Annotated in this window: 24 protein-coding genes and 1 riboswitch; of the genes, 5 read left to right on the top strand and 19 right to left on the bottom strand. The window is 42.5% G+C overall.

The window, feature by feature from the left end; translation table 11 throughout:
• Window position 1: 1 nt before the first annotated feature.
• The 10 genes from M3204_RS22450 to map all read right to left on the bottom strand — a co-directional run bounded on the left by M3204_RS22450 (window position 2) and on the right by map (window position 10145).
• Window positions 2–889 (bottom strand): 4Fe-4S dicluster domain-containing protein, encoded by an 888-nt coding sequence (locus M3204_RS22450; RefSeq protein WP_251488394.1) that lies wholly within the window; start codon window positions 887–889, stop codon window positions 2–4.
• Window positions 890–911: 22 nt separating this feature from the next.
• Window positions 912–1112, bottom strand: a complete 201-nt coding sequence (tatA, locus tag M3204_RS22445) for a twin-arginine translocase TatA/TatE family subunit (protein ID WP_251488391.1) — start codon at window positions 1110–1112, stop codon at window positions 912–914.
• 33 nt (window positions 1113–1145) lie between these two features.
• Window positions 1146–1379 (bottom strand): hypothetical protein, encoded by a 234-nt coding sequence (locus tag M3204_RS22440; protein WP_251488388.1) that lies wholly within the window; start codon window positions 1377–1379, stop codon window positions 1146–1148.
• A gap of 33 nt (window positions 1380–1412) precedes the next feature.
• Window positions 1413–2393, bottom strand: coding sequence for a nuclease-related domain-containing protein (locus M3204_RS22435; RefSeq protein ID WP_251488385.1), 981 nt, complete (start codon window positions 2391–2393; stop codon window positions 1413–1415).
• Between the two features lie 246 nt (window positions 2394–2639).
• Entirely contained in the window at window positions 2640–3983 is a 1344-nt protein-coding gene (locus M3204_RS22430) for a sigma-54-dependent transcriptional regulator (protein ID WP_251488382.1), read from the bottom strand.
• Complete coding sequence (locus M3204_RS22425; RefSeq protein ID WP_251488379.1) at window positions 3949–6066, bottom strand: ATP-binding protein; 2118 nt, start codon at window positions 6064–6066, stop codon at window positions 3949–3951. The genes M3204_RS22430 and M3204_RS22425 overlap by 35 nt, the downstream gene beginning before the upstream one ends.
• Entirely contained in the window at window positions 6063–7070 is a 1008-nt protein-coding gene (locus tag M3204_RS22420; RefSeq protein WP_251488376.1) for an ABC transporter substrate-binding protein, read from the bottom strand. The genes M3204_RS22425 and M3204_RS22420 overlap by 4 nt, the downstream gene beginning before the upstream one ends.
• A 353-nt stretch (window positions 7071–7423) precedes the next feature.
• On the bottom strand, window positions 7424–8326 hold the full coding sequence (gene gnd / locus M3204_RS22415; protein ID WP_251488373.1) for a phosphogluconate dehydrogenase (NAD(+)-dependent, decarboxylating): 903 nt from the start codon (window positions 8324–8326) through the stop codon (window positions 7424–7426).
• An 83-nt stretch (window positions 8327–8409) separates the two neighbouring features.
• Window positions 8410–9270, bottom strand: coding sequence for a MurR/RpiR family transcriptional regulator (locus M3204_RS22410; protein ID WP_251488371.1), 861 nt, complete (start codon window positions 9268–9270; stop codon window positions 8410–8412).
• 125 nt (window positions 9271–9395) lie between these two features.
• Window positions 9396–10145: a type I methionyl aminopeptidase gene (gene map / locus M3204_RS22405; protein WP_251488368.1), complete on the bottom strand. Its 750-nt coding sequence runs from the start codon at window positions 10143–10145 to the stop codon at window positions 9396–9398.
• 387 nt (window positions 10146–10532) lie between these two features.
• On the opposite strand from map, the gene M3204_RS22400 reads away from it, so the two are divergent.
• Window positions 10533–11717 carry an IS256 family transposase gene (locus tag M3204_RS22400; RefSeq protein ID WP_251488364.1) on the top strand — a complete coding sequence of 395 codons (1185 nt, stop codon included), beginning with the start codon at window positions 10533–10535 and terminating at the stop codon, window positions 11715–11717.
• 225 nt (window positions 11718–11942) lie between these two features.
• Here the strand turns inward: M3204_RS22400 and M3204_RS22395 are convergent, their stop codons facing one another.
• Window positions 11943–12458, bottom strand: a complete 516-nt coding sequence (locus M3204_RS22395) for a type 1 glutamine amidotransferase domain-containing protein (RefSeq protein ID WP_251488348.1) — start codon at window positions 12456–12458, stop codon at window positions 11943–11945.
• Between the two features lie 205 nt (window positions 12459–12663).
• Between M3204_RS22395 and M3204_RS22390 the strand changes: the two genes are divergently transcribed.
• A complete protein-coding gene (locus M3204_RS22390; RefSeq protein ID WP_251488345.1) occupies window positions 12664–12939 on the top strand; it encodes a late competence development ComFB family protein in 276 nt (91 codons plus the stop codon).
• Window positions 12940–13054: 115 nt separating this feature from the next.
• Here the strand turns inward: M3204_RS22390 and treR are convergent, their stop codons facing one another.
• On the bottom strand, window positions 13055–13780 hold the full coding sequence (gene treR, locus M3204_RS22385; protein ID WP_251488467.1) for a trehalose operon repressor: 726 nt from the start codon (window positions 13778–13780) through the stop codon (window positions 13055–13057).
• 323 nt (window positions 13781–14103) lie between these two features.
• Here treR and M3204_RS22380 point away from each other — a divergent pair, with 323 nt between their 5' ends.
• A complete protein-coding gene (locus M3204_RS22380) occupies window positions 14104–14424 on the top strand; it encodes a helix-turn-helix domain-containing protein (RefSeq protein WP_251488343.1) in 321 nt (106 codons plus the stop codon).
• Window positions 14425–14613: 189 nt separating this feature from the next.
• Here the strand turns inward: M3204_RS22380 and M3204_RS22375 are convergent, their stop codons facing one another.
• The gene (locus tag M3204_RS22375) at window positions 14614–14760 is read right to left on the bottom strand and encodes an anti-repressor SinI family protein (protein ID WP_251488340.1); all 147 of its coding nucleotides are present in this window, start codon (window positions 14758–14760) and stop codon (window positions 14614–14616) included.
• Between the two features lie 29 nt (window positions 14761–14789).
• Window positions 14790–14875, bottom strand: a riboswitch (cyclic di-GMP riboswitch).
• A 667-nt stretch (window positions 14876–15542) separates the two neighbouring features.
• On the opposite strand from M3204_RS22375, the gene M3204_RS22370 reads away from it, so the two are divergent.
• Window positions 15543–15890, top strand: coding sequence for a helix-turn-helix domain-containing protein (locus M3204_RS22370; RefSeq protein ID WP_353056061.1), 348 nt, complete (start codon window positions 15543–15545; stop codon window positions 15888–15890).
• A gap of 149 nt (window positions 15891–16039) precedes the next feature.
• Here M3204_RS22370 and M3204_RS22365 read toward each other — a convergent pair whose 3' ends face one another.
• Both M3204_RS22365 and M3204_RS22360 read right to left on the bottom strand, forming a co-directional pair.
• On the bottom strand, window positions 16040–16951 hold the full coding sequence (locus M3204_RS22365; RefSeq protein WP_251488336.1) for a pseudouridine-5'-phosphate glycosidase: 912 nt from the start codon (window positions 16949–16951) through the stop codon (window positions 16040–16042).
• 12 nt (window positions 16952–16963) lie between these two features.
• Window positions 16964–18061 (bottom strand): carbohydrate kinase, encoded by a 1098-nt coding sequence (locus M3204_RS22360; RefSeq protein ID WP_251488333.1) that lies wholly within the window; start codon window positions 18059–18061, stop codon window positions 16964–16966.
• Between the two features lie 252 nt (window positions 18062–18313).
• Between M3204_RS22360 and M3204_RS22355 the strand changes: the two genes are divergently transcribed.
• Window positions 18314–18943, top strand: coding sequence for a nitrous oxide reductase accessory protein NosL (locus M3204_RS22355; protein WP_251488330.1), 630 nt, complete (start codon window positions 18314–18316; stop codon window positions 18941–18943).
• A 261-nt stretch (window positions 18944–19204) separates the two neighbouring features.
• Here the strand turns inward: M3204_RS22355 and M3204_RS22350 are convergent, their stop codons facing one another.
• Genes M3204_RS22350 through M3204_RS22335 form a run of 4 tightly spaced genes read right to left on the bottom strand, consistent with a single transcriptional unit; the run spans window position 19205 to window position 22554 of the window.
• Window positions 19205–19915: an ABC transporter ATP-binding protein gene (locus M3204_RS22350; RefSeq protein ID WP_251488327.1), complete on the bottom strand. Its 711-nt coding sequence runs from the start codon at window positions 19913–19915 to the stop codon at window positions 19205–19207.
• On the bottom strand, window positions 19908–20726 hold the full coding sequence (locus M3204_RS22345) for an ABC transporter permease (protein WP_251488324.1): 819 nt from the start codon (window positions 20724–20726) through the stop codon (window positions 19908–19910). Before M3204_RS22345 ends, M3204_RS22350 begins: the two co-directional genes overlap by 8 nt.
• Window positions 20723–21184, bottom strand: coding sequence for a nitrous oxide reductase accessory protein NosL (locus tag M3204_RS22340; RefSeq protein WP_251488321.1), 462 nt, complete (start codon window positions 21182–21184; stop codon window positions 20723–20725). Before M3204_RS22340 ends, M3204_RS22345 begins: the two co-directional genes overlap by 4 nt.
• Window positions 21181–22554 (bottom strand): right-handed parallel beta-helix repeat-containing protein, encoded by a 1374-nt coding sequence (locus M3204_RS22335; protein ID WP_251488316.1) that lies wholly within the window; start codon window positions 22552–22554, stop codon window positions 21181–21183. The genes M3204_RS22340 and M3204_RS22335 overlap by 4 nt, the downstream gene beginning before the upstream one ends.
• Window positions 22555–23167: the final 613 nt, after the last annotated feature.

Here is a 23167-nt window from a genome sequence, read left to right as displayed (position 1 = left end):
CCTATCGTAAGTAAATGACATTTGGATGCGTTCCTAGCTCTTCCTTCAGACGGAATGCTCTTGGGCTCGCAGCCAGCTTCGATACAACACTGTTCGGATCACTGATGTCGCCGAAGAAGCGCGCATCGCCTATGCATGTTTCCACGCATGCCGGTTCTTCACCTCTTTGCAGACGGTGGAAGCAGAAGCTGCATTTACGGACCGTGCCGATCGGTGTTTTGCCTTTTTCACGGTTGCCGCGTTCTTTGCCATACTCAGGGCTTGTGACGTCGTTGTAGCCAACCATTTCCTGCTCATAGCTATCACCAAAATCGAATGAGCGTGCTCCATACGGGCAGGCAACGATGCAGTAGCGGCAGCCGATGCAGCGGTCATTGTCGATCGCAACGATGCCATTTTCCATCTTGTAAGTCGCTCTTGTTGGACAAACCTGGGCACAGGCCGGTTTGTCACATTGCATGCACGGCCTTGGCAGGTTCACTGCCTTGATGTTCGGAAACTCCCCTTCAAGCGATTCCATGACTACGTTATAGGAAATGCCCGGCGGCGTCCTGTTCTCAGCCTTACAGCTGACCGTACAAGTATCGCAGCCAACACATTTTTTCAGGTCGATAACCATCGCCCATTTCGGCCCGTCACTCTTTTTCTTTGTGTCAGGTGTTTCTGATGCATAATAGTTTCCGAATTCCTTAGTCAGGGAAGAAGAATAAACTTTGTGGAAATCCTCGATCTTCAATTTTCCGCTGATGACTTTTCTGGCATCGCGAGCCATATTCAGGCCAAGCTCTGTATCATACTGTGATTCATCCAATTCTTTTCTTGCATCTGGCAGCATTTTATCGACTATTTTGTCATAATCCACTTTTTTCTCATTTGAAAATAGACCCATTATTAGTCACCTCTTTATGCATTTATAATTCCTTTTTGATTTCCTTAATGTCTTCTGCAATATCGTCTGTAATATCGCTTGTCAATTCTCTTGTTGATTTTTTGAATTCCTTCAGCGTCTGTCCAAATGCCCTGCCGATTTCCGGGAGCTTTTTAGGACCGAAGATGATTAATGCCAGAGTCAGGATCAAAATCAAACCAGGTACGCCAATATTGGATAACATGATGCCACTTCCTTTTTATTTTTTCTTGCTTATTTATAATGCAAGCTGCGTGCCAACTTTTTTGGCACGGTGAATTTCCTGGTGATAGGTGGATTGGATTCCTTGCAGGAGTAAGGCTCCGGCAGTTAGTGACACTTCTGTGAACAAAAAAAGCAGCTGGTATCGAGGTTGATGCTCGATAACAGCCGCTGGGTTGCGTGTCATTTTGTCATGGTCTTGCAAATTTGGCATGTGCCATTTTGTCAGGGTTTGCGGGAATGTCTTCATTAAAGAAATGCTACACATCACAAAAAAATGAAGTTAATCCCATAAACGAAATGTTTTGCCTGGACTATAAACTCGTCCTTTCTTCGAACCAATGGTGTCCAAGTCGATTGAAGAGAGCAGCCTTTTGGATTGGTGGATCGAGGAGATTCCGAGGAAATCACTAAATTGCCTGCTCGTAATGGCAGGACCAAAAATGTAGAAGTAATCTTTGAGTGCATCAATATGAGCATCCTTTGAAAGATGTCCGCATTGTTTACAGATCCAGCTGCCATGTATCTTCATCATTCCAATATGAACGCATTCCGGACATTGGACTCCTTTCTGAATATGGTCCATTGGCGGCAAATTCATAGAACGAATATCTGGAATATACGGCTCATGACTTCTCAAAAGCAACTTCACTATTTTCTTAATTTCTTTTGTTGATAAAAAATCTTTATGGTATTTCTCATTCAAGGATTGAATTTTATAAGCTACAGCAGGCGTCTTGCAAACTCTCTTGCTTACCTCTTTGTTGTTGGCAGGATTTCTAATCATCGCTTGGGAGTTGCTGATGGAAACGAGGAATTCGATTGGCGGCGGGGAAAACTGATTCTTTATTAGAAAAGATTTGAGTTGGGAAGCTTGGATTTGCGTTTGCAGGATAGGGTCTTGGTATACTTTTTCGATTCCATTTAACGTTTGGACCAATTGGTTGAATTCCGGATTAAAATCGAGAACTCCGGCGTAGTTTTTTGAATCAATTGGAAGTAAGAATGTGGCTGATACCAGCAGGGAATCGATTTGGAAGTGGGTATTATTGTGGGGAATCCTTAAATCATGTAAAATCTTAAATTTTGTATGGTCCATTTGCGAAAGATGGTAGTCTAGTTCCTTTTCCCCTTTATAGCCCGCTAGTTTTCTGGATAATTTGTTTTCAAGTTCTGCTTTGCGCTGAGGATTTAGCATAAATCTCCTCAGGATTGCCTTCAGAATAGTAATTTCTTTTGGAAAATCACGATTTTTTTCAATCAAGCACATCACTCCTTTATGTTTTTCCACTAAAACAGTTCTATTTTCAGTTTTATAATTCCTCTTTTTCTGTTTGAAAAAATTTTATAGCGAAAATCTTATTTTTATAGCGAATTTCATAGTTTTATAGCGAAAATCACTTTTTTATAGCGGAATTTTAATTTTCATAGCGAAAATAGATTTATTATAGCGAACTGGAAATTATGAGCGTTTTTTTCCAGTTCGCTGTTTGAACAAGCACACTGCTTCCTACTCCTTCAACCCATACTGATCGATTTTCCGATAAAGATTCCGCACGCTGATGCCGAGGACCTCGGCTGCTTTTGTTTTGTTCCAGTTCATTTGCTTCAAGGCATTTTCGATGTGGATTTTTTCCACTTCTTCAAGCGAGCAGAGCGAGGGGAAATTTGCTTGAACCGGCACGTTAACGTTTTTAGCAGCATGCGGTAAAAGTAAATCCTCCGCTTCGATTAAACTTCCCTTGGATAAAAGCACGCCGCGTTCGATTAAGTGGCTCAGCTCCCTTACATTGCCGGGGAAGTCGTATTGCTCAAGTGCCGCCAAAGCGTCTTCGGAAAGCCTTTTCGATGAATCCTTCGTTTTGCTGATAAAATACGCTATCAACTCCGGCAAATCCGCTTTCCGTTCGCGCAAGGGCGGAATCGTCAGCTTTACCACATTCAATCGATAATAAAGGTCTTCACGGAATCGCCCTTCGGCGACTTCTTTTTCCATATCACGGTTCGTCGCGGCGACAACACGGACAGTGACGTGGCGCTCCCTGACGTCGCCGACGCGGCGGAACTCGCCTGTCTCGAGGAAACGCAGCAATTTTACTTGAAGAGCGAGAGGCATTTCGCCTAGCTCATCAAGAAAAAGCGTTCCGCCCTTCGCTGCTTCAACCAGGCCTTTTTTATCCTGGCTCGCTCCGGTAAAAGCACCGCGGGCATGTCCGAATAACTCGCTTTCAAGCAAATGCTCAGGCAACGCGCCTGAGTTCACGGGGACGAAAGGTTCATCCGCACGGCTGCTCCAGTAATGAAGAGCTTTTGCGAACAGCTCCTTCCCGGTCCCGCTTTCTCCCTCGATCAGCACAGGGACCTCGCTATCGGCAATCCGCCGGGTCATTTCGAGCACTTCTTTAAAATTGGCACTTTCGCCGATAATGTTGAATTCATTATGCTTGGCGATGATTTTCTTCATGCTGGCATTCTTTTCTTTCAACGCTTTATTTTCTGCTGCCTTTCCTATCGTCATTTCAAGTTCAGATAGGTTATATGGCTTTGTGATATAGTCAAATGCTCCGACCTTCATCGCTTCAATCGCCGTATCAATTGTGCCGTGGCCAGTCAGGATCAGAACTTCGGTATCAGGCTGCACCTTCTTGGTTTCTTTTAAAAGCTCAATGCCATCCATGTTCGGAAGGCGGATATCGTAGACACCGATGTCATACTCGTTCTTTTTCACAAGTTCAAGAGCACCCTCCGCCGTACCGGCACTGTCGACATCAAACCCTTTCCGCCTCAGACGCCTTACCAAAAGTTCTAATAAATCCTGTTCATCGTCCACGACTAACAATCTCGTTGCTGACATTGTCGCCCACCTCCATTGATTCATGTACCGTCAGCTGGATTTCCACCGTTGTTCCTTCTCCTGGGTTACTGTCTACCTGGATATTCCCGCCGAACTGCTGGATGATGCCGTAGCAAACAGACAAACCTAGCCCAGTTCCCTTGCCAATAGGCTTTGTAGTGAAAAACGGATCAAAAAGTTTATCCATTGCTTCCGGTGGGATGCCATGACCTGAGTCGGTAACCCTTATGGAAATTGCCTCACCAATTCGTTCAGCAAAAACAATGAGCCTGCCCTCGCTTTCCATCGCATCGACCGCATTATTGATCAGGTTGACAAGCACCTGCATAAGCTTCAAACCGTCACCTAGTATAGCCGGCAAAGCATCACCCACTTGAAGTTCAAGCTGGATCCGCTGTTTTTTCAGCTGGTGCTCCACCAGGCTGATGCTGTTCTCAATGATTTCCTTCACCTTGATGTGATCCTCTGTCCAATCATTTTTTCGGGAAAAATTAAGAAGGTTTCCTGTTATACGTTTGCACCGCTCAGTATTTTCTTTAATTTTCCGGAGATAATGCCCCATCTCATCCTCATCAAGATCCTCGTCCCTGGCCTCGATCCGATCGATCAAATCCTCTGCATAAACATTAATCGTTGCCAGCGGATTGTTCACTTCATGGGCAAAGCTTGATGCCATGATGCCAAGCGCACTAAGCTTATCCGTCTGGATCATCGTTTCTTCCATTTGCTTTTGCTCGGTAATATCCTCCAGCACCACAAGGTATTCGCCTTCTTCTTCAATCGCGTGGTTCAGTGGGAACACCCTGTGCCTGAAGATACGTTCGCCATTTGCGCCATCCTTGAACTTCATTACTTCATCGGCAATTTTACCGAGATCCGGACAGGTAATCGGACAATTCAAACACGGAGCATTTTCGCCGCCTATCACTGCATAGCACGGAAGCGACAGTCGCTCTTCCTTTAACCACCCTTTTAATATTGGATTCATCCAGGTAATGCGGTATTCCTTTGTAACTAGCGCAAGCCCTGCTCCAATTCCGTTCACGACCACATTGAGTCTTTCCTTCTCCTGCTCAAGAAGCTTTGATTTTTCAAGTAGTTCCTTGCTCATCTCGTTAAAAGAGTCGGCAAGCTTGCCAAATTCATCGGTCCGCTTCATTTTAATCGGGCTGATTTTGCGGCCCTTCTTCAGATTGTTCATCTCTCGGTCAATCAAAACGATAGGCCGTGTAAAATAAAGCCCTGCCCAAACACTGATTAAGCTGACAGTTAAAATCACGAGCGCGACTGCACCGATGCCGTTTTGCAGCATCCTGTTAATCGGTGCGAAGGCTGTGGTTTTTGGCTGCTCCATTACCAGCACCCAGTTCAAGTCGTCTATTTTAGCTGTTACGCCAATCTCATCGCTTCGCTCACGTGAAGACTGCTTTTGCCAAAGCTTGCTGTAATCCTGATGGGCAATAACACGGTCCTTTTCATCTAAAAGATAAATATAGGAGGAATTGTCCTGCCTCATTGATGAAATTTTGCCAATCATTTTTTGCAGTTGGACAACAACTCCAAGCGCTTTTTTTGTGTCATTTTCATAAAACGGAATCGCCAGCTTCATGACCGGCTGCCCGTATTGATTGAATTCTACCTGACCAAATACCTTGTCATCTGTTTGCAGGTGGAACCACATTTCATCCGAGAACCACTGCTCCTTGTCACCCGCAATGTTAAGCTCATATCGCGAAACCCGTTTTTCAACGAATCCTTTGTCATCTGCGACGATAACTTCCTCAATCGAGGCGTTTTGCTGCAATAGCTCATACAAAGCGCTTTTTTCTTTATTTAATTGATTTAAAGATGCCAGGACATGAATCCGCTGGAACGTTTGGTTAAATTCAAACTCGATTTCCCGTGACAGGTTTTCAAGCACTAAATTTTGTTTTTCAAGGATCCTCGATTCCAGGTCTGATTTTACGAAAGAATAGTAATATAAGCTGATTAACAGCAGCGGGATCGTGGACATGGCCACACCGAATACAAGAACTTTATTCCTGATTGTTTGGGAGTATAAGAATTCAAGCAGAGCTTTCATCGCTTTCGCCCTCCCTGTACCTCAGGGTGTATCAAATCGGCGATATACAGTAAATCCTCGTTATAAGTAACCCCGAGCGAATCCTTCGTCTGCTGGTTGATCACAAAACGGATGCCATCCGGCAGCTCTACCGGCAAATCCCCCGGATTGTTGCCCTGAAGAATCAAGCTGACGAATCTCGAAGCCTGGTAGCCTTGCGAATAAAAGCTTGCACCATAGCTAGCAAGCAGCCCCTTTTCTGCCTCAAAATCGTATAATCCCATGGATGGGATTTTCTTTTCCTGGGTGAGCTTCACAAGTTCATCTGTCAGAGTTTCGATTCTAAAGCTTGGTAATACAAGGATTGCATCTTTTTTCTTAATCGACTTCCACAATGTATCCATGCATTCCTTCGTGCCGACATCGCACGGAAATACTGAAACTCCCAATGTCTTCGCCGAAGCCTTTGTTTCCTTCAGGCTTAATTCGCTGACATCAATCTTGCTGTCATATATCACATGAACCTTTTCAATATCAGGCACAAGCGAGGTCAGCATCTCAAGGCGCTTGCCGGAAATGCTTGCATGGTAATTGTTGATACCTGTATAAAGTCCGCCAGGAGCCTTGTAATCCTTTATCAATCCGAGTTCCTTTGGCGCAGCAAGCCCAGCGAATACCACAGGAATTTTAATTTTCCTCGCATCCATTTTTCCTTTTAACCGCTGAGTCTCGATTCCGCCTAGCGTAACAATTAAATCTGGTTTACTTCCAAGCAGCTCGTCGATTTGAGTGTCGAGGAGAACCTCCTCATTATTGGCATTTTTCACTATATATTGGATTTCTTTATTGCTGTATCCTAGGTCCTCAAGGCCGGCTTTTAACCCGTCGAACTTTTCATAACGGTTTTCACCGATCATCAGGACACCGATTTCAACCGATTCTTCATCCTGAATCCCAAGCAATGCATATATGACAGCCGAAACGGCAATCGTCGTCAGAAAAAAGAAATACCACTTTGTTTTCACGGCCAGCGCCCCCACTTCCAGTCTTCACTTCCACTATAACGGAAAAAGCAACGTAACCATCTTGCTAAAAAGGATAATTTTATGAACGTATTGGGGTATTTTTTTACATAAAAAAATACTGCCTCTATATTAAGCAGACAGCATTCCAAGAAAAGTATTTAGATATATGGAAGTTTTTCATTAAGGCTTGTGTTCGAAATGATTGTTGCTTTTCGTGGCGCTTCAAGTTAAATTCGGGGCTTTGTTTTCTTAACTCACAATGCCATAAGATACGTAAAAATCAAAGTTTACGAAAATCAACTTTACCTGACTAAAAAGATCCCCCTCATCAAGAGGGGGACTGAACCTGAATCTTAGTCTTCTTTTCGTTCAACAGCATGCCCGCCGAATTCATTTCTCAATGCGGCTACGACTTTACCTGTGAACGTATCGTCTTCCAATGAGCGGTAACGCATCATCAGTGACAGCGCGATTACAGGCGCTGCAGTTTGCAGGTCAAGCGCAGTTTCTACTGTCCATTTGCCTTCACCTGAAGAATGCATGACACCCTTGATGCTTTCGAGCTTAGGCTCTTTTGAAAATGCATTTTCCATCAATTCCATCAGCCAGCTGCGGATGACTGATCCGTGGTTCCAGACGCGTGAAACCTCTTTATAATCATAATCAAATGGGCTTTTCTCAAGGATTTCAAAGCCTTCAGCGATTGCCTGCATCATACCGTATTCGATGCCGTTGTGGACCATTTTCAGGAAGTGGCCGCTGCCAGCCTTGCCTGTATAAAGGTAGCCATTCTCAATCGAAATGTCTTTAAAAATTGGCTCTACATGGGCAAATACTTCGGCATCGCCGCCGATCATTGTGCAGGCACCATTGCGTGCCCCTTCCATGCCGCCGCTCGTTCCTACATCCATGAAGTGGATGCCAGCTGGAGAAAGCTTCTCAGCACGTCTTAGAGTATCCTTATAATTTGAGTTTCCGCCGTCGATCAGGATATCGCCTGCCTTTAAGTAAGGAGTGAAGCCCTCGATCACCTGATCAATAAGCGATCCAGCCGGGATCATCAGCCAAATCACACGAGGCTTCGGAAGCATTTCTGCCATTGTTTTATAATCTTGTGCAATCTCTGCACCTTTTGCTTCGATATTCTGCATTGCTTCAGTGTTAATATCATTAGCCACTACCTCATGGCCATTTTCCATTAAATTCAATACTAAATTAAAACCCATTTTACCAAGGCCAACCATTCCAAGTTTCACGTAGATGCACTCCTTCTTCGTTATATCCAGATAGTATCAAATATTTTTTCGTCTGTATATGTAAAATATGAAAATAATTTTCATCAATATCTTTTAATCGCGATCGCTTCCCTGATTTTTTGCAGATTCCCAAGTGTTTCTTCCTGCTTCCTTACTGAAACTGCCACATGTAAAACGTCAATCAAACTCAGCTGGACAAGCCTTGATGCCAGTGCCTCGGAGCGAAAAAAAGTTTCACGCGAAGTGGTATATAGGACAAAATCTGCTTCCTTCGACAAAGGAGATTTATAGTGATTTGTGATCGCAATGGTCGCTGCCCCATTAGCTTTTGCAATCCGAAGCGCTTCTGTGACATCTTTATTGCTGCCGCTGTGGGAAATCCCGATTGCCGCCTGCCCAGGAACGAGCAGCGCTGCCGAGATGATCTGCTGATGTCCGTCGCTGTGCGCATTGCAGTTAATGCCTGTCCTTAAAAATTTATGGTAGGCATCGAGCGCGATGGCTGACGATCCGCCTGAACCGTAAAAATCGATTCTTGAAGCCTTGCTAAGGATCTCCACGATTTCTTCGAGCATCTTTGCATCCAATAGATTGAGCGTATCCTTGATTGCCTCGATATGGCCGGCGAAGACTTTTTCAGCAAGTGTATGGACATCATCCTCTTCCTTGATTTCTTCATGGATATTCTTGATCGGTTCCACGACTTCGCTTGCAAGGGCAATTTTGAACGCCTGGTACCCCCTGAATCCAAGACGCTTGCAAAAGCGGAAAATCGTGGCTTCTGCGACAGAACTGTATTCAGAGAACTCGGTAATTGAAAGATGGATGATTTCCTGTGGATTATTCATTATGTAGTCAGCTACTGCCTTCTCCTTGGATGACAAGGAGGAGTGGATTGCTTTTATTTTCACGATGACATTTTGTCCGTTTAGTTCGCTTGCCATTTTGCCGCCCCCTTTTTAACAGTGTTATTGTATCAAATTATTTTTACGTTTATTTATCAATCATGAAAATTATTTTCATCAGCAATAAAAAAAAGAGCCAAACTCTGTTCAGCTCGATTTTCTCATCATTCCTGCTCTGTCAAAATAATGGGGCCATCCTTGGTGATGGCAATAGTGTGCTCATACTGTGCAGACAATTCTCCATCAACCGTCCGAGCTGTCCAGCCGTTATTATCCATCTTTGTTTTCCATTGGCCGATATTGACCATCGGTTCGATCGTGAATACCATGCCTTCCTTGATTCTTGGTCCTCTTCCTGGCAAGCCATAGTGCGGAATATCCGGCTTTTCATGGATGACTGCGCCAATGCCATGGCCGATGAATTCACGGACAACCGAGAAGCCTTCAGCTTCAACATAGGACTGGATGGCGTGGCCGATGTCGCCAATGCGATTGCCGGGTACAGATGCAGCAATCCCGCGGTACAAAGCTTCTTTAGTTACATCAAGTAATTTTTGAGCCTGTTCACTGACATTTCCTACAGCATAGCTCCATGCCGAATCCGCCAGTGCGCCATTCAAGTTCACAACCATATCTACTGTAACAATATCGCCGTCCTTCAAAGCTTCTTTTCGCGGAAAACCGTGGCAAACTTCATCATTGATGCTCGCGCAGGTCGCGTATTTATAGTCCCGGTATCCCTTTTGCTGGGGAGTTGCTCCATGCTTCTTTAAGTAATCTTCTACGAACTCGTCAATTTCCAGGGTTGTCACCCCTGGCTTGATCAATGAACGAAGCTTTTTATGGACAGAAGCAAGCAGCTTTCCAGCTTCCCTCATGTTCTCAATTTCACGTGCTGATTTTAAAACGATCATTCCTTCATCTCCCTGATTCAAACCTCTTTCTCTATATTATCTTATACAAAGGCTTTAGCAAAATGAACAGGAATGCTTGAAGAGGATTATAAATCACGTTAAATTGAGTGGGGTTCATGATATTTTCAGTAAAAAAACTTTTTATTATAAAAATGTAAATCCCACTCATGATTTTTTTATAGCGAAAATCATTTATTTATAGCAATATTTCCTTTTTATAGCGAAAATAATTTTATTATAGCGATTTTTTCTTTTTTATAGCGAAAATAATTTTATTATAGATGGTTTATAAATGTATGTGTAAGGCCTTTTTCTAGACAAAGAAAAAAGGACAAAGTACTCTCTGAGTTATCACCACAATAACCTTTTGAGAGGAGTACTTTATCCATGTCCAATTTTAACACAGACCAACTAGATTTAGCCACTATGCTAAAAGCCTCCATGCAGGACATTCTTAAAGAGAAAATAGAATACATCTTGCGTGAGGAGATTAAGAGTGTCCTGGAAAACGAACCTGTCGGAGATGGGAACTCACGTAACGGATACTATCCTCGGACTCTTGACACCATGTATGGACGTGTAGACGATCTTTCTGTTCCAAGGGATCGCAAGGGCGACTTCACAACCAATATGTTCGAACCCTATCAAAGGCGAATGGTTGCCGTAGATGAATTGGTTGTCCAGCTTTATCAACACGGAGTCGGAGTTCGACAGGTAGGGAAAATCATGCAAAGCCTTCTTGGCGAACAATACTCCCCAGGAACGATTTCCAATATTACATCGGCTGTAATGGAGGACGTTATAAAATGGCAGAATCGTCCTCTCAAGCAACGTTATTGTGCTTTATTTCTTGATGCCCTATTTGTAAAAGTCCGCAGGGATACAGTCGGCAAGGAAGCTGTCTATATTGTCCTAGGTATTACTCCAGAAGGACACAGGGAAATCCTTGGGTTCTATGTGGGTGGAGTAGAATCCTCAAATGGATGGAAGGAAATCCTCCAAGACTTGCGTAACAGAGGAGTACAGGAAGTATTACTTGGAGCTTTTGACGGACTGACCGGTCTCGAAGAGGCATTTAGATCTATCTTTCCAAAAGCAGATGTTCAACGGTGCGTCATACACAAGGTCCGCTCAACAATGAATAAAGCGCGAAAGAAGGATCAGGCAGAACTAAGCATGGATTTGAAAAAGGTCTACACATCAAGCACATATGAAGAAGCAGAAGAAATGTTTGGAATGGTAAAGAAGAAATGGAAAAAGAATTATAGCCGGGAACTCGCCTCTTGGGAAGAAGACCTGCCAGTCCTCCTGACTTTTTTAGGTTACCCTAAAGAAGTCCAACAGTATATCTATACTACGAACCTAATCGAGCGTACGAACAAGGAAGTCCGTAAGAGATTAAAGACTATGAACAGTTTGCCTAATATCGAAGCAGCTGAGAAGATTATTTACCTGACCTCCATTGACTATAACGAGCGATGGGCAAGAAGAAGGTTGGGAGGATTCGGGCTGGCTTACGATAAGATTTTAAAGATGTTTGAAGAGCGATATCCAAAAGCCAAAAAGGGGTAGTCAGGCAGCCTCGGCTGCCTGACTACCCCTCCACATATAACTCATAGAGTATGGATGCTTACACATAATTCTTGACGGAACCTTATTATAGCGATTTTCTCGTTTTTATAGCGAAAATAACTTTTTTATAGCGAACTGGAAAAAACACGCGTTTTTTTCCAATTCTGTAACTATCCATCAATAAAAAAACCCTCTTGCCTCTCAGCAAAAGGGTTCAGCTAAATATTATTGCAGCACTTTAAGGGCTTCGCGGTTGAACGCTGGTATGTCCTTCGGTTCCCTGCTTGTCACGAGCTGGTTGCAGCAAACGACGACTTCCTTGTCCATGTATTTTGCTCCGGCATATTCCATGTCGACACGGATGGATTTATAGCCGGTGGCTCCTCTGCCTTCGAGTGTTTTTGCTGTAAGCAGCAGCTGCGGTCCATGGCAAATCGCGAATACCGGTTTTTTCTCATCCATGAATGCCTTGGCAAACTGGACAAAGCGTTCATCTTCACGGAGCAGGTCAGGTGAGAAGCCCCCTGGAATGAAGAGAGCATCGAAATCTTTTGGTTTGACGTTATCGATGCTCTCATCAATTTTAACCTCTGCTTTTTCCTGCTTGCCTTTGACAGTCTTTCCTTTTTCTTTTTCAATTGTCATTACTTCATGGCCAGCTTCGGTAAAGGCTCTTGAAGGTTCAAGATATTCTATATCCTCAAACATATCGGTTATTAAACAGGCAATTTTCTTAGCCATCGCATCAACATCTCCTTTTCACAAAAATTCTCCACTATTAAAGTTCCCTGTCTTCCGTTAGCGAAACATTTATATCACGTTCCATTTTTTAGAATAAACATATGCGAAAAGTCCCATCTTAAAACGAAAGCAAAAAAAACATTTTATATTTCTGTTATTCAACTATAATTTAATTTAGGACATCAATAGGGAGAGAAGAATCACCATGAATATTAGCTATGTCAATGTAATGGAAGAAGTGGTTTCCACTCTTGTCAATGTTTTGATGATGAGCCCTGATTACCAGACCTTCTGCAATTGCCAGAAGTGCAGGAATGATATCATCGCCATCAGCTTGAACACTCTTCCAAGTCACTATGTCACAACCGAAGATGGCCGAAAGATGGTATTCGAACAGCTCAATACCCAGGAAAACAGAGCCTGGATCAATAAAAGAATCATCAGTGCCATCCACCTTGTCGGAAAATATCCGAAGCATTAAACCACAATAAAAGCTGCCAATTTGAACTGCACCTTCAATAGCTAGACCATGTGTCTATCTATCAGGGCAATCCAAACCTGGCAGCTTATTTTTTCTTATTGTGCAGAACGATAGATTACAAAGACGGCGTATCCATGCGTCTTGCAAAGTCGACAAACCGGAACTTATCCGGGCGGTGTCTGGACTCTGTATATTGGAACAGCGTAGCGTCATCGAAATAAATATAATTTTTCACGACTACGATGGCATGGAAGCCCTCCATATCGAGCAGCATCCGGTCCTCTGCGCTCGGTTCCTCGACAGTGAATTCTTTTTTCGCGAAGCTGATCTTCTTTTCGAGCTTCTTTTCAATATATTCAAAGATCGAGTTTTCACAGTTTTCCTTTGTCAGCCCCGGGACATGTTTTTCGACGAGAAAATCTTTATCAAGAATCACTCTTTCGCTATCAATATGCCGCACCCTTTTTACTTTCCATGCCAGTTCATCATCGTCGACATTCAATTCCCTTGAGATTTCCCGCCCAGCTTGCTGAAGGGTAAACTCCTCCACCTTCGTTTCCGCCTTCCCGCCCATGTTCTCTGCCAATTCCTTGAAGCTGACCAGCCCGGAAATCGGAAATTGATGCCTCTTCAAATCGAGCACCAATGAGCCCTTCCCGCGGATTTTTTGGATGAACCCATTTTGCGCCAGCAGATTCAGCGCTTTGCGGATCGTTTCTCTCGAAGTCTGATAGCTGTCGGCAAACTCATTTTCCGAAGGCAGAATCGTCTTTGGTGCGAAATGCCCCTCTTGGATCTGTTTCGAGATTTCTTCGTATATCAACAAATACTTTTTTTGCATCATCATCACCCGTACCTCGTCTGAATGCTACCATTTTACCTTTTTTTCAGCATTTTGAACACAAATGTGAGCCTGGCGATGGACTGGCTGCCTCTTAGAGGGAACTAAATAACAAGTTCTAATCATAAAAAATTTAATTAGAAGCCAATATGTATACATTCAGCACCAATTTTCCCAACTCGTTCTTAGCAATATTTTTTTAAAATACACCCATACAGGAGCTGAATTTGGATATAATCGTTCTATAAGCTGTTCTTAATATGGAACTATTCCATGTAATTTGTTATTATATAAATATAAATTGATAAGGTGTGTGGATAACAGTGATTGGTGAACGCGTAAAAAAACTCCGGCAGGAAAAGAGAATGTCCTTATCTGAACTGGCAGAACAAGCTGGCGTTGCAAAATCATATTTGAGCTCCTTAGAGCGTAATCTTCAAACTAATCCATCAATCCAATTTTTAGAAAAAATTGCGGCAGTTCTTAATATACCCGTGGACCATCTGATTCACGAACAGCCAGACAAGGAAAATATGGATAATGATTGGGTTAACCTTGTAAAAGAAGCAATGGATTCAGGCATAACCAAAGATCAGTTTCGTGAGTTTCTAGAATTTAATAAATGGCGTCTTCATAATAAATAATTTAAATGGATAGCGATGCTGTCCATTTTTTATTTTAGTACGTTAAACTTAGCTGTGATTTCCAGGTCTAAACAACCATAACCCTTAATAGAGCCCTATTTTAAAATAAATTGTGTTTTGCGCTTATGAGAAATAAAAAGCACCTCCAAAAGAGCTGCTTGATCATCTTCACTATTATCTATGTAGGTATTAAATCTTTGTACCAATTTGCTGGCCGTTGAAGTTTGTTAAAAACTCCCTGATTTCTTCTTTGTTTATTCCCATTTCCAGTGCTTCCATAATAAGCTGCATCCATTCCGTATCTAGTTCTTCGAAAATTGCCTTTTCTTTAATCAAGTTCTTCCCCCCAAAATACATTTGGTATTCCAGGCAGTCCGGCCATCATAGTACATTGCACCTTAGATCCGTGACTTTGCGTCCTAGTTTTTCAACAAGTTTGCCTTTTTCTGTGCCTTTTTCCTTATCTTTCATTCCCAATTTCATTGTATATGGTGCTTTATATTTATATTGTAATTATTTGTCGGGTACGTCTTATAGATTATTTCTTTTTTCTTCCAAAGTATTACAAAATGATTGTACAAAAAGGTATTTTTCTGAAATTTCAGCTATTTATAGTGAGATTTTTGTCAGATTAAATAGCTAATTGTTGAACTCTTTTTTAAAATTCACCCCCATAAATTTGATGACGGTTTTTTATATGCAGGATCTTTTCTATAGACATCCTTTTTCCAGCGAGGTAATATTGCCACTTTCTCAAGACTTACAGAGTTAAAGAAAGGATATCCAGTCATATCTTGACCGCATACAGGACATAACCACTCTCCTATCTCACTGCTGCTATATGAGGGTCGATTGCATCGGTCACAGTTTTTTCTATACATAGCATCTATACCTCCTTGCATTTCTCAAATTCCTTTATTTTCTTACATTTTTCCTTTCGAGTATAGTCCATTGGAATCATTTTTAAAAAACCTAAAATCAGCCATATATTCTTAAAAAAGAACCATAATCGTTCTTTTTTAAGAATTTACTCGGTTTATCTTACTTTCTTGTATTTTTTAAAGAATTAATTGTTCGTTATAATGAATTAGTGTATTAATTTTAAGGAGATTACAAGAATGATGGTTGGAGAGAAAATCAAAAGTTTGAGGATACGAAAAAAATACTCTATTACGGAACTCTCTGAAAAAGCGAATGTATCAAAGTCCTATCTTAGTTACATTGAAAGAGGGATTCAGGAGAATCCTTCCCTCCAGGTTTTATCCCGGCTGGCAAATACCCTGGATACAACAGTCGAATACTTAATGGGCCGAGAGACATTTGTAAATAACGAGGGAGTGCCGATCGATCAAGAATGGATTCTTCTTGTTGATGAGGCTATAAAAAACGGAATCAGCAAAGAAGATTTTGCATATTACTTAGATTTTATGAAATTCAAAAACACCAGAAATGAAAAAAGCACTTGATTCTTTAAAAAATCTAGTATAATTCCTCAGTCACACTTGCTCCTCACCCTCTTAGGTAACCTTTTTTATCGTTATTAATAATAAATACAACATTATATTTCCATTTAGACCACAAAAAATAAAAAGAACCAGCCTAAATGGCTGATTCTCTATCTGACAAGGCTGGCTGCAATCATTGCTCCAACTCTCGCATTATTTTTGACGAGCGCGATATTGGCAACAAGGCTCTTTCCTTCGGTTAGCTCTTTCACTTTCCCGAGGAGAAATGGTGTAACCTGTTTGCCTTCGATTTGGTTTTCCTTCGCTTCAGCCAGTGCCTGATTGATTACTTCTGAGATAAAACTTTCTTCGAGTGCGTTTTCCTCTGGAATTGGGTTTGCCACTACGATACCGCCATCCAGTCCCAGTTCCCATTTCGTTTTAATCATTTCAGCTACTTCATCTGCCGAATCGAGACGAAAATTCACATTAAAAGGGCTTGTCCTTGTATAAAATGCCGGCAGCGTATCTGTTCCGAAACCAACAACAGGAACTCCATGTGTTTCGAGGTATTCCAATGTCAGACCTAAATCAAGGATGGATTTAGCACCTGCACACACCACTGCCACATTCGTTTGTGCCAGCTCTTGCAGGTCTGCCGAAATATCCATCGTTGTTTCCGCCTCACGGTGGACCCCGCCAATTCCGCCAGTTACAAACACTTCGATTCCGGCAAGCTCAGCACAAATCATTGTCGCTGTCACCGTTGTCGCTCCATTTTTCTTTGTTGATAATAAGAATGGGATGTCACGCCTGCTTGCTTTTTCCACATTTTCGCTCTGCCCGAGATACTCCAAGTCTTCATTTGAAAGGCCAATCTTTATTTTTCCATCAAGGATGGCTATGGTCGCAGGAACCGCTCCATTTTCACGGATGATTTCTTCAACTTCCCTAGCGGTCTCTACATTCTGAGGATAAGGCATACCATGTGAGATAATCGTAGACTCCAAAGCTACTATTGGTTTGCCTGCTTCTCTTGCTTCTATTACTTCTTGCGAATATTCAAGCCACTTCTCTAGCATGCTATACCTCTCTTATTTAAAGTTTTGTTTATAGGTGTCCAACAGATGCTTATTATTTAATACCGGGTTCACAGTTTCAATTGTCTGCAACGTGAGGATCGAGCATGCCATGCCAATTTTGCATGCATCCTCTGTCTGGATTCCATTCAAATGAGCATAAATGATTCCTGCTACTAGGGAATCTCCTGCTCCTGTGACATCGATTACCGGAATGCTGGGCGGGATAAGGACGCCTGCTTCTCCTTTTATTGTAAAATAAATCAGCCCTTTATCTCCACGGCTGATGACTACCTTCTCTACACCCTTATGTATGATCATTTCAGCTGCCTTGAAGTAGTCGCCTTCATTTTGGATGCTGATTCCTGAAATTGCTTCTGCTTCATCTTTGTTGGCAATCAGCCAGGTCACGCCTGATAAATCCATTGGCAGCTTTTTTGCTTTGGGCGATGAAACTGGAGTGATACATAGCTGGATATTTTGTTTCCGGCAGCGTTCAATAATGCACTCAAGGACATCCGCAGGGAAATTCGTGTCCAGCATAATGAAATCGGAGGAAGCAAAATAGCCCCATTTATTATCAATAAATTCAGGAGTTATAGAATCATAGATTGACATTTCGGCCAATGCTACGGTCATTTCGCCTTCATGGTCCAGCACCGCTGTATAGGCCCCGGTTGAATGACCTTGTAGAGTTTGTGATGGACTCACATCGGCAAAAGCCTTAGTGTACTCCATCAGCCAATGCCCCTCATGGTCATCGCCAACGACTGTCAGCACGCTGACATCGCTGCCAAGCCGTCCCAGATTCTCGCCGATATTCCTGGCAACTCCGCCGCATGATTTAGAGCTTTCCGCCGGGTTTGATGTTCCCAGCTCCAGCTGGCTTTTCGACCAGATTTTCCTGTCGACATTCGCTCCGCCTACACACAAGACCTGGCGTTTTTCTGGCAATATGTAAGCCCGACCAAGAATCTTTCCTTGCTTTATTAATGTTGAAATGTAGCTGGCAACCTCTGAACGTGATAAATCAGTTTTCGCAGCCAGGTCGTTCAGTGAAATGAACGGATCCTCTTTTATCAATTTTAAAATCAGTGCCTCTTTTTCGTTCATGTGGCGCACCTCGCTACTTCCAAATTATAGCTTATATTTAAATCTTAAACCTTTGTCTGAATATACACAACTTTATTATAAAACGGTTACATTTTTGATAACTCAACTTTTACTTTGTATAAGAAATTGATTTATAACTTGTCACAAAATCGTCAAAAAAAACAAGCCCATCTCACGCTTTCCACACGGTTTTTTCGCAATTTAATCACAACTCCTTGATAGGATTAAATTCGATTAAAGGAGGGAACTTTAATGAAAAAATTATTAGCTATTATGATGGCATTCTTTTTAATGATAATCATTTCGGCATGCGGTGACGAAGCTGCAGAAAACAAGGATAAGCAGGAGGAAGGAATGACTGTGGCAACTGAAGAAAAACATGATGAAAGCGAGCATGCAGCTAGCCCACATGAACCAGGCGAGGAAGATGTCTGCGCCTTCTGCAATATGAAGGTCTATACAAAAACCGATCCAATGGGAGTATTCACGGCCCAGGCAAAAACGAAGGGCGGGGAATATGTCTTCTTCGATGATTCGGGCTGCCTTTTGAATTACCAAAGAAGAGATGAAGTGGAATACGAAGAGAAATGGGTTCGTGACTATGTGACGTCTGAATGGATTGGTGCTGATACTGCGGTGCCGGTAAAAGCAGAGATTAAAACTCCTATGAAATACGGCTATGCATTTTTCAGTGACAAGGAAAGCGCCGAAAATTTCATTTCGGATAATGGTGAAAAGAATCCAGAGATGGCTGCATGGCAGCAAATCGACCAAATTTCTAATGAACGATACATGAAAAAAATGAAAATGAACGGCGGCAGCATGGATAAAAAGGAGGACGGCAATATGGACGAGGATGAAAAAGAAGAAAGCGGACATTAATGATGCTAGCACCGATGAAGAAGGTCATCCTAAAAATGTTGTCCTAAGGGAAAGATCTGTCGCTGAAAAACACATTTAGTAGAAGCAACTCCTTATAATTCAAAAATCCCGGAGCGAAATTTGAACCGCACCGGGATTTTTTTTCGATGTTTTTGACATTAATTTTTGTTATTCGGATTAGTCCATACGGCTCGTATTCTTCTTATTGAGTTATTCCTGAACCTGGATCTAAATAATTTTGAGTATAAAAGCAAAAAGACCCTATTTGAAGAATACCTTCTCAAGCGGTGTATATACGCCGTTTTTTTGTACAAGCGTGTCGACAGAATCACAGTAATGCATTTTTCCTTCCTGCATGAAGGCTGCTCTGTCAGCCAGTTCCTCGACAAGGCTTAGTATATGAGTTGTGAAGAAGATCGTCCTCCCCTGCCGTTTCTCCTCTTGAATAATTTCTTTAAAGCGGAATACCCAGAATGGATCAAGTCCGTTCGTGGGTTCATCGAGGATTCTTAGCGGAACGTCTGGCATAAGCGCCTGCGCCAGCGACAGGCGTTGCTGCATCCCTTTTGAATATTGCTTGATCGGCATTTTCCGTACATCATACAAACCAACCTGCTGCAGGACTTCGCTTACTTTTCCATCACTTATTCCTCTTAATCTCGCAAAAAAAGCCAGCACTTCCAGTCCCGTCAATTGACGAGGGAGCAGCATTTCGTCCGGCATATACGAAAACAGTTTTTTATAGTCGAAGCTTTGCGGGTCCACTTCTTTTCCATCCAAGAAGATCCTTCCCGAAGTCGGCTTCGTGATTCCGGTCAGCATTTTAATCAATGTGCTTTTGCCGGCACCGTTTCCCCCGCATAGCGCGAAGATTTCAGGCTTCTCTATTGTAAGGCTGATGTCGGTGATTTTTTTCTCGTCGCTATAATGTTTGGCTAATCCCTCAAGCCTGATCCATTCGTTGTTATTCATCAACTGCACCTCTTTTTATCCTGCGTACCGAGTATAAAACAGGAAGTACGGTCCATAGGAAAACAGCAACTGCAAATAGCACTTTCCCCGCGCTTCCATCCGCCCATATCGTCAAATCGTATAAACGCGGTCCAAATACAGATGCTCCATCAAGCGACAGGATCGACTGGACACGTATTAGTTCGACAGGATTGAGAAATATCGAAGCCGTCAGCATTGGCAGAATCCATTGCTTCATCATGAACATGCTTGCTCCCATAATGATGAATTCGTAAAAAAGCACCAGGAATGCCCAGACAATCAAGCTTACTCCCAGAGCCTGGAAGCGCGATTTGGCCATTATGCCGATCATCATTGCCATCGACAGGAAAATTGCCGCCAGCAGGACGGAATATAAATAGAACAGCAGCAGCAATGATACCGAGACACTGCCGCCAACAAAGAAGATAACGAGCAATGCTGCACCGTAGCCGAATGTTAAAACCGACCAGACAGCAGCAAACAGTCCGGCATATTTTCCAAGGATGACTGCCCATGGTGAAACTGGATAAGTCAGCAGCAGCATCAGTCCCCTATCCTCTTTATCACCCGACAGGAATAAGCTGCCAATCAACAAGGACAGCAATGGAATCAGCAGCAGGTTTACATTCAGCAAGCTTGCCGTCATTCGATTAAATCCATCAAATCCCGTCCCGCCCGTGTTTCCTAAAAACGCCACCATTACGGCGAGTGATGAGAACAGCAAGCCAAAGCCGGCAAGCCAATGGCTTCTCATAATCAGTGTCATCTGCTGCCTGGCAATATGCATCATCGTTCCCAGCTCCACTCATGTTTTAGCAACGCCTGATAATCAAGGATTTCTCCCATTTCCTGTTCATCCACATACTTCTCAGCACTTTTTTTATCCTTGAAGCTGACGACACCATTAGCCATCGGCGTCCAGAATTCAGGGTGGTACGCATGGTACGCTTCTTCAAGCTCCAACCATTCCCCTGTTTCCATGTCCCTTACATACTTCTTCGCAGCTCCTTCTTCCTTTAGGCTGGTTTCCAATTGCAGGAATTCCTCCATACAGCCGATATCATCAAATTTATGGATATCACCGTCCTTAGTGACAACCTCGGCCGCAAAATGTTCATGGGCAATCCCCATATTGCAAACCTCACATACGTCAATTTCCGGATTGATCTCCTCAGGTTCCATCGTATTGTTCTGGCAGCCGCTTATTACCGCAAGCGACACCATCAAGATTCCAAGCTTTTTGATCATAGCAGTTTCCTTCCTTTCACAATGACAAGTAAAGAGAATAAAATGAAAAGTGCCCCGGCTGCTCCTGGAAGCAATGGACGTTTGCTCTCTTGCTTTGTTTCCTGCAGCTTAACAGCAGGTTCAACGAGCGGCATTGCATCATATACATTGGCCGTCCCGAAAGACGGGAATAAAGATTCCGCCTTAGTCCACAGCTTGATCGATGGACTTTCAAAGTAGAATTGCCAGTAAGGCTGCGTTTGCAAAAGTCGGTCATACAGGGATCCTGCTTTATAAGCCTCTTCCCCAATTCCATCACCCGATAAATCGAAACTGCCGTAATCATCCCAATAGTTCCCCTTCTCGCCATTATCGAGCCTCATATTTCCCCCAGAGATTTTTGACTGGACGACATTGCCGATAAAATTATTTTCCGAAAAGATGTTTTGCTGATTTTCCCCTCTGAATTCAAGACCGACCTGGTTTGCTGCAATGATATTTTTGCTGGTCAAAGTGTTTGCACCATTTTCCAAGGACAACCCCGTGCTGTTCCGCAGGATTTCATTTCCTTCAACAAGAACATCCTTCGTTTCATAGATAAGGATGCCAAAACCCCGGAAATGGAAATGGTCGGACACCCTGTTTCCGATGAACTCAATCCCGCTCGAATCCATCACCATTAACCCCGTGATATTTTTTTCAACCTTATTCTTTTCCGCTGAAATTTGCTCACTGAACATGAAGTGCATTCCATAGCGGGAATGAAGGATATGGTTTTCAGCCACTTGTACGCTTCTTGTAAAATCGAAATAAATGCCATCCTGGACATCGGAGATCTCATTTCCTCTAAGCAGATGCCCATCCCCCTTGAACAAGTGGATGCCATTTCCGCGTTTTGAAAAATGAGATTCATAACTTGTGATGCTGTTTTCAATCAGCTGGTTATTGTTGCTGTTCGCTATATAAATTCCGTTATGGACGTTTTTTAATTTGTTCTTTTTTATCCCGTTATCGTGTGCTTTTTTGACATAGATCCCGCTGTCCTCCTGCTGAGTACCGCTGTTCTGGATGGTCAGGCCTTCGATCAAGGTATTTGAAGCAGTGATTGTGATGACACTCCCTTTTGCTCCGCCATCAACAATTGCTCCCTCTTCCCCTATGAGTGAAATTTGCTTATCAATGACTAAATTCTCTTTGTAAATTCCTGGCCCAATGCCGATGATATCCCCGCTATTCGAGCGATCGATGGCAGCTTGAATGGATTTGCCTTTTTCTACCTTGATCTCTTCTGCAAATGCGTCGGTACTTCCCATTGTGAGAAACAGGATTGTATAGAATAAAATTTTTACCGGCGTTCGCAAATTTCGGCTGAGCGTATTCAATCGTTCCATAACTGCCCTCCCTTGTAACGTACCTCTTTAAAACTAGCAAATAAATGTGAGGAAAACTTGAAATTAATGTGGGGAAAAGTTGAAATTATCTAGATGATGACCAGTAAAAATCACAAAAACAGGGTGAAGTCTAGCCATTTTTCTAAAATTTTCTGAATTATCTAAATTAAATGTGTCTATTTTGTGACTTTTACTATATAATGTAAATAATATGAATACCGTATTAACTCGAAGGAGGATATCGACATGACCATTGTCCATATTTTAAATTTCTCCATTCCGATTGCCATGATGCTCGTGATTGGTTTTACTGTAGATAGAATGTGTAAGCCAGATGCTCCAAAGCAGGAAGTGGAATAATTCCTCGGAATTTCCTTTTAATCGGTAAAAATGTAAATTCAGACAAGGAATTTCCAGTTCGCTATTAAATTTGGATTTTCGCTATTAAAATAAGATTTTCGCTATTAAAATTATTTTTTCGCTATTAAAAGATGGTTTATAAATGTATGTGTAAGGCCTTTTTCTAGACAAAGAAAAAAGGACAAAGTACTCTCTGAGTTATCACCACAATAACCTTTTGAGAGGAGTACTTTATCCATGTCCAATTTTAACA

The organism is Mesobacillus subterraneus, from assembly GCF_023715485.1.
Taxonomy (GTDB): domain Bacteria; phylum Bacillota; class Bacilli; order Bacillales; family Cytobacillaceae; genus Mesobacillus; species Mesobacillus subterraneus_B.
This window is presented reverse-complemented; position numbering and strand designations above follow the sequence as displayed.

Bases quoted from the DNA above. Each gene is read 5' to 3' on its own strand.
- map (WP_251488368.1), bottom strand. From the start codon at position 10,145: ATGATCGTTTTAAAATCAGCACGTGAAATTGAGAACATGAGGGAAGCT.
- M3204_RS22360 (WP_251488333.1), bottom strand. From the start codon at position 18,061: ATGAACGAAAAAGAGGCACTGATTTTAAAATTGATAAAAGAGGATCCG.
- M3204_RS22395 (WP_251488348.1), bottom strand. From the start codon at position 12,458: ATGGCTAAGAAAATTGCCTGTTTAATAACCGATATGTTTGAGGATATA.
- M3204_RS22410 (WP_251488371.1), bottom strand. From the start codon at position 9,270: ATGGCAAGCGAACTAAACGGACAAAATGTCATCGTGAAAATAAAAGCA.
- M3204_RS22370 (WP_353056061.1), top strand. From the start codon at position 15,543: ATGATGGTTGGAGAGAAAATCAAAAGTTTGAGGATACGAAAAAAATAC.
- M3204_RS22390 (WP_251488345.1), top strand. From the start codon at position 12,664: ATGAATATTAGCTATGTCAATGTAATGGAAGAAGTGGTTTCCACTCTT.
- M3204_RS22400 (WP_251488364.1), top strand. From the start codon at position 10,533: ATGTCCAATTTTAACACAGACCAACTAGATTTAGCCACTATGCTAAAA.
- M3204_RS22440 (WP_251488388.1), bottom strand. From the start codon at position 1,379: ATGAAGACATTCCCGCAAACCCTGACAAAATGGCACATGCCAAATTTG.
- M3204_RS22350 (WP_251488327.1), bottom strand. From the start codon at position 19,915: ATGAATAACAACGAATGGATCAGGCTTGAGGGATTAGCCAAACATTAT.
- M3204_RS22450 (WP_251488394.1), bottom strand. From the start codon at position 889: ATGGGTCTATTTTCAAATGAGAAAAAAGTGGATTATGACAAAATAGTC.
- M3204_RS22335 (WP_251488316.1), bottom strand. From the start codon at position 22,554: ATGGAACGATTGAATACGCTCAGCCGAAATTTGCGAACGCCGGTAAAA.
- M3204_RS22425 (WP_251488379.1), bottom strand. From the start codon at position 6,066: ATGAAAGCTCTGCTTGAATTCTTATACTCCCAAACAATCAGGAATAAA.
- M3204_RS22355 (WP_251488330.1), top strand. From the start codon at position 18,314: ATGAAAAAATTATTAGCTATTATGATGGCATTCTTTTTAATGATAATC.
- M3204_RS22340 (WP_251488321.1), bottom strand. From the start codon at position 21,184: ATGATCAAAAAGCTTGGAATCTTGATGGTGTCGCTTGCGGTAATAAGC.
- tatA (WP_251488391.1), bottom strand. From the start codon at position 1,112: ATGTTATCCAATATTGGCGTACCTGGTTTGATTTTGATCCTGACTCTG.
- treR (WP_251488467.1), bottom strand. From the start codon at position 13,780: ATGCAAAAAAAGTATTTGTTGATATACGAAGAAATCTCGAAACAGATC.
- M3204_RS22430 (WP_251488382.1), bottom strand. From the start codon at position 3,983: ATGTCAGCAACGAGATTGTTAGTCGTGGACGATGAACAGGATTTATTA.
- M3204_RS22345 (WP_251488324.1), bottom strand. From the start codon at position 20,726: ATGATGCATATTGCCAGGCAGCAGATGACACTGATTATGAGAAGCCAT.
- M3204_RS22365 (WP_251488336.1), bottom strand. From the start codon at position 16,951: ATGCTAGAGAAGTGGCTTGAATATTCGCAAGAAGTAATAGAAGCAAGA.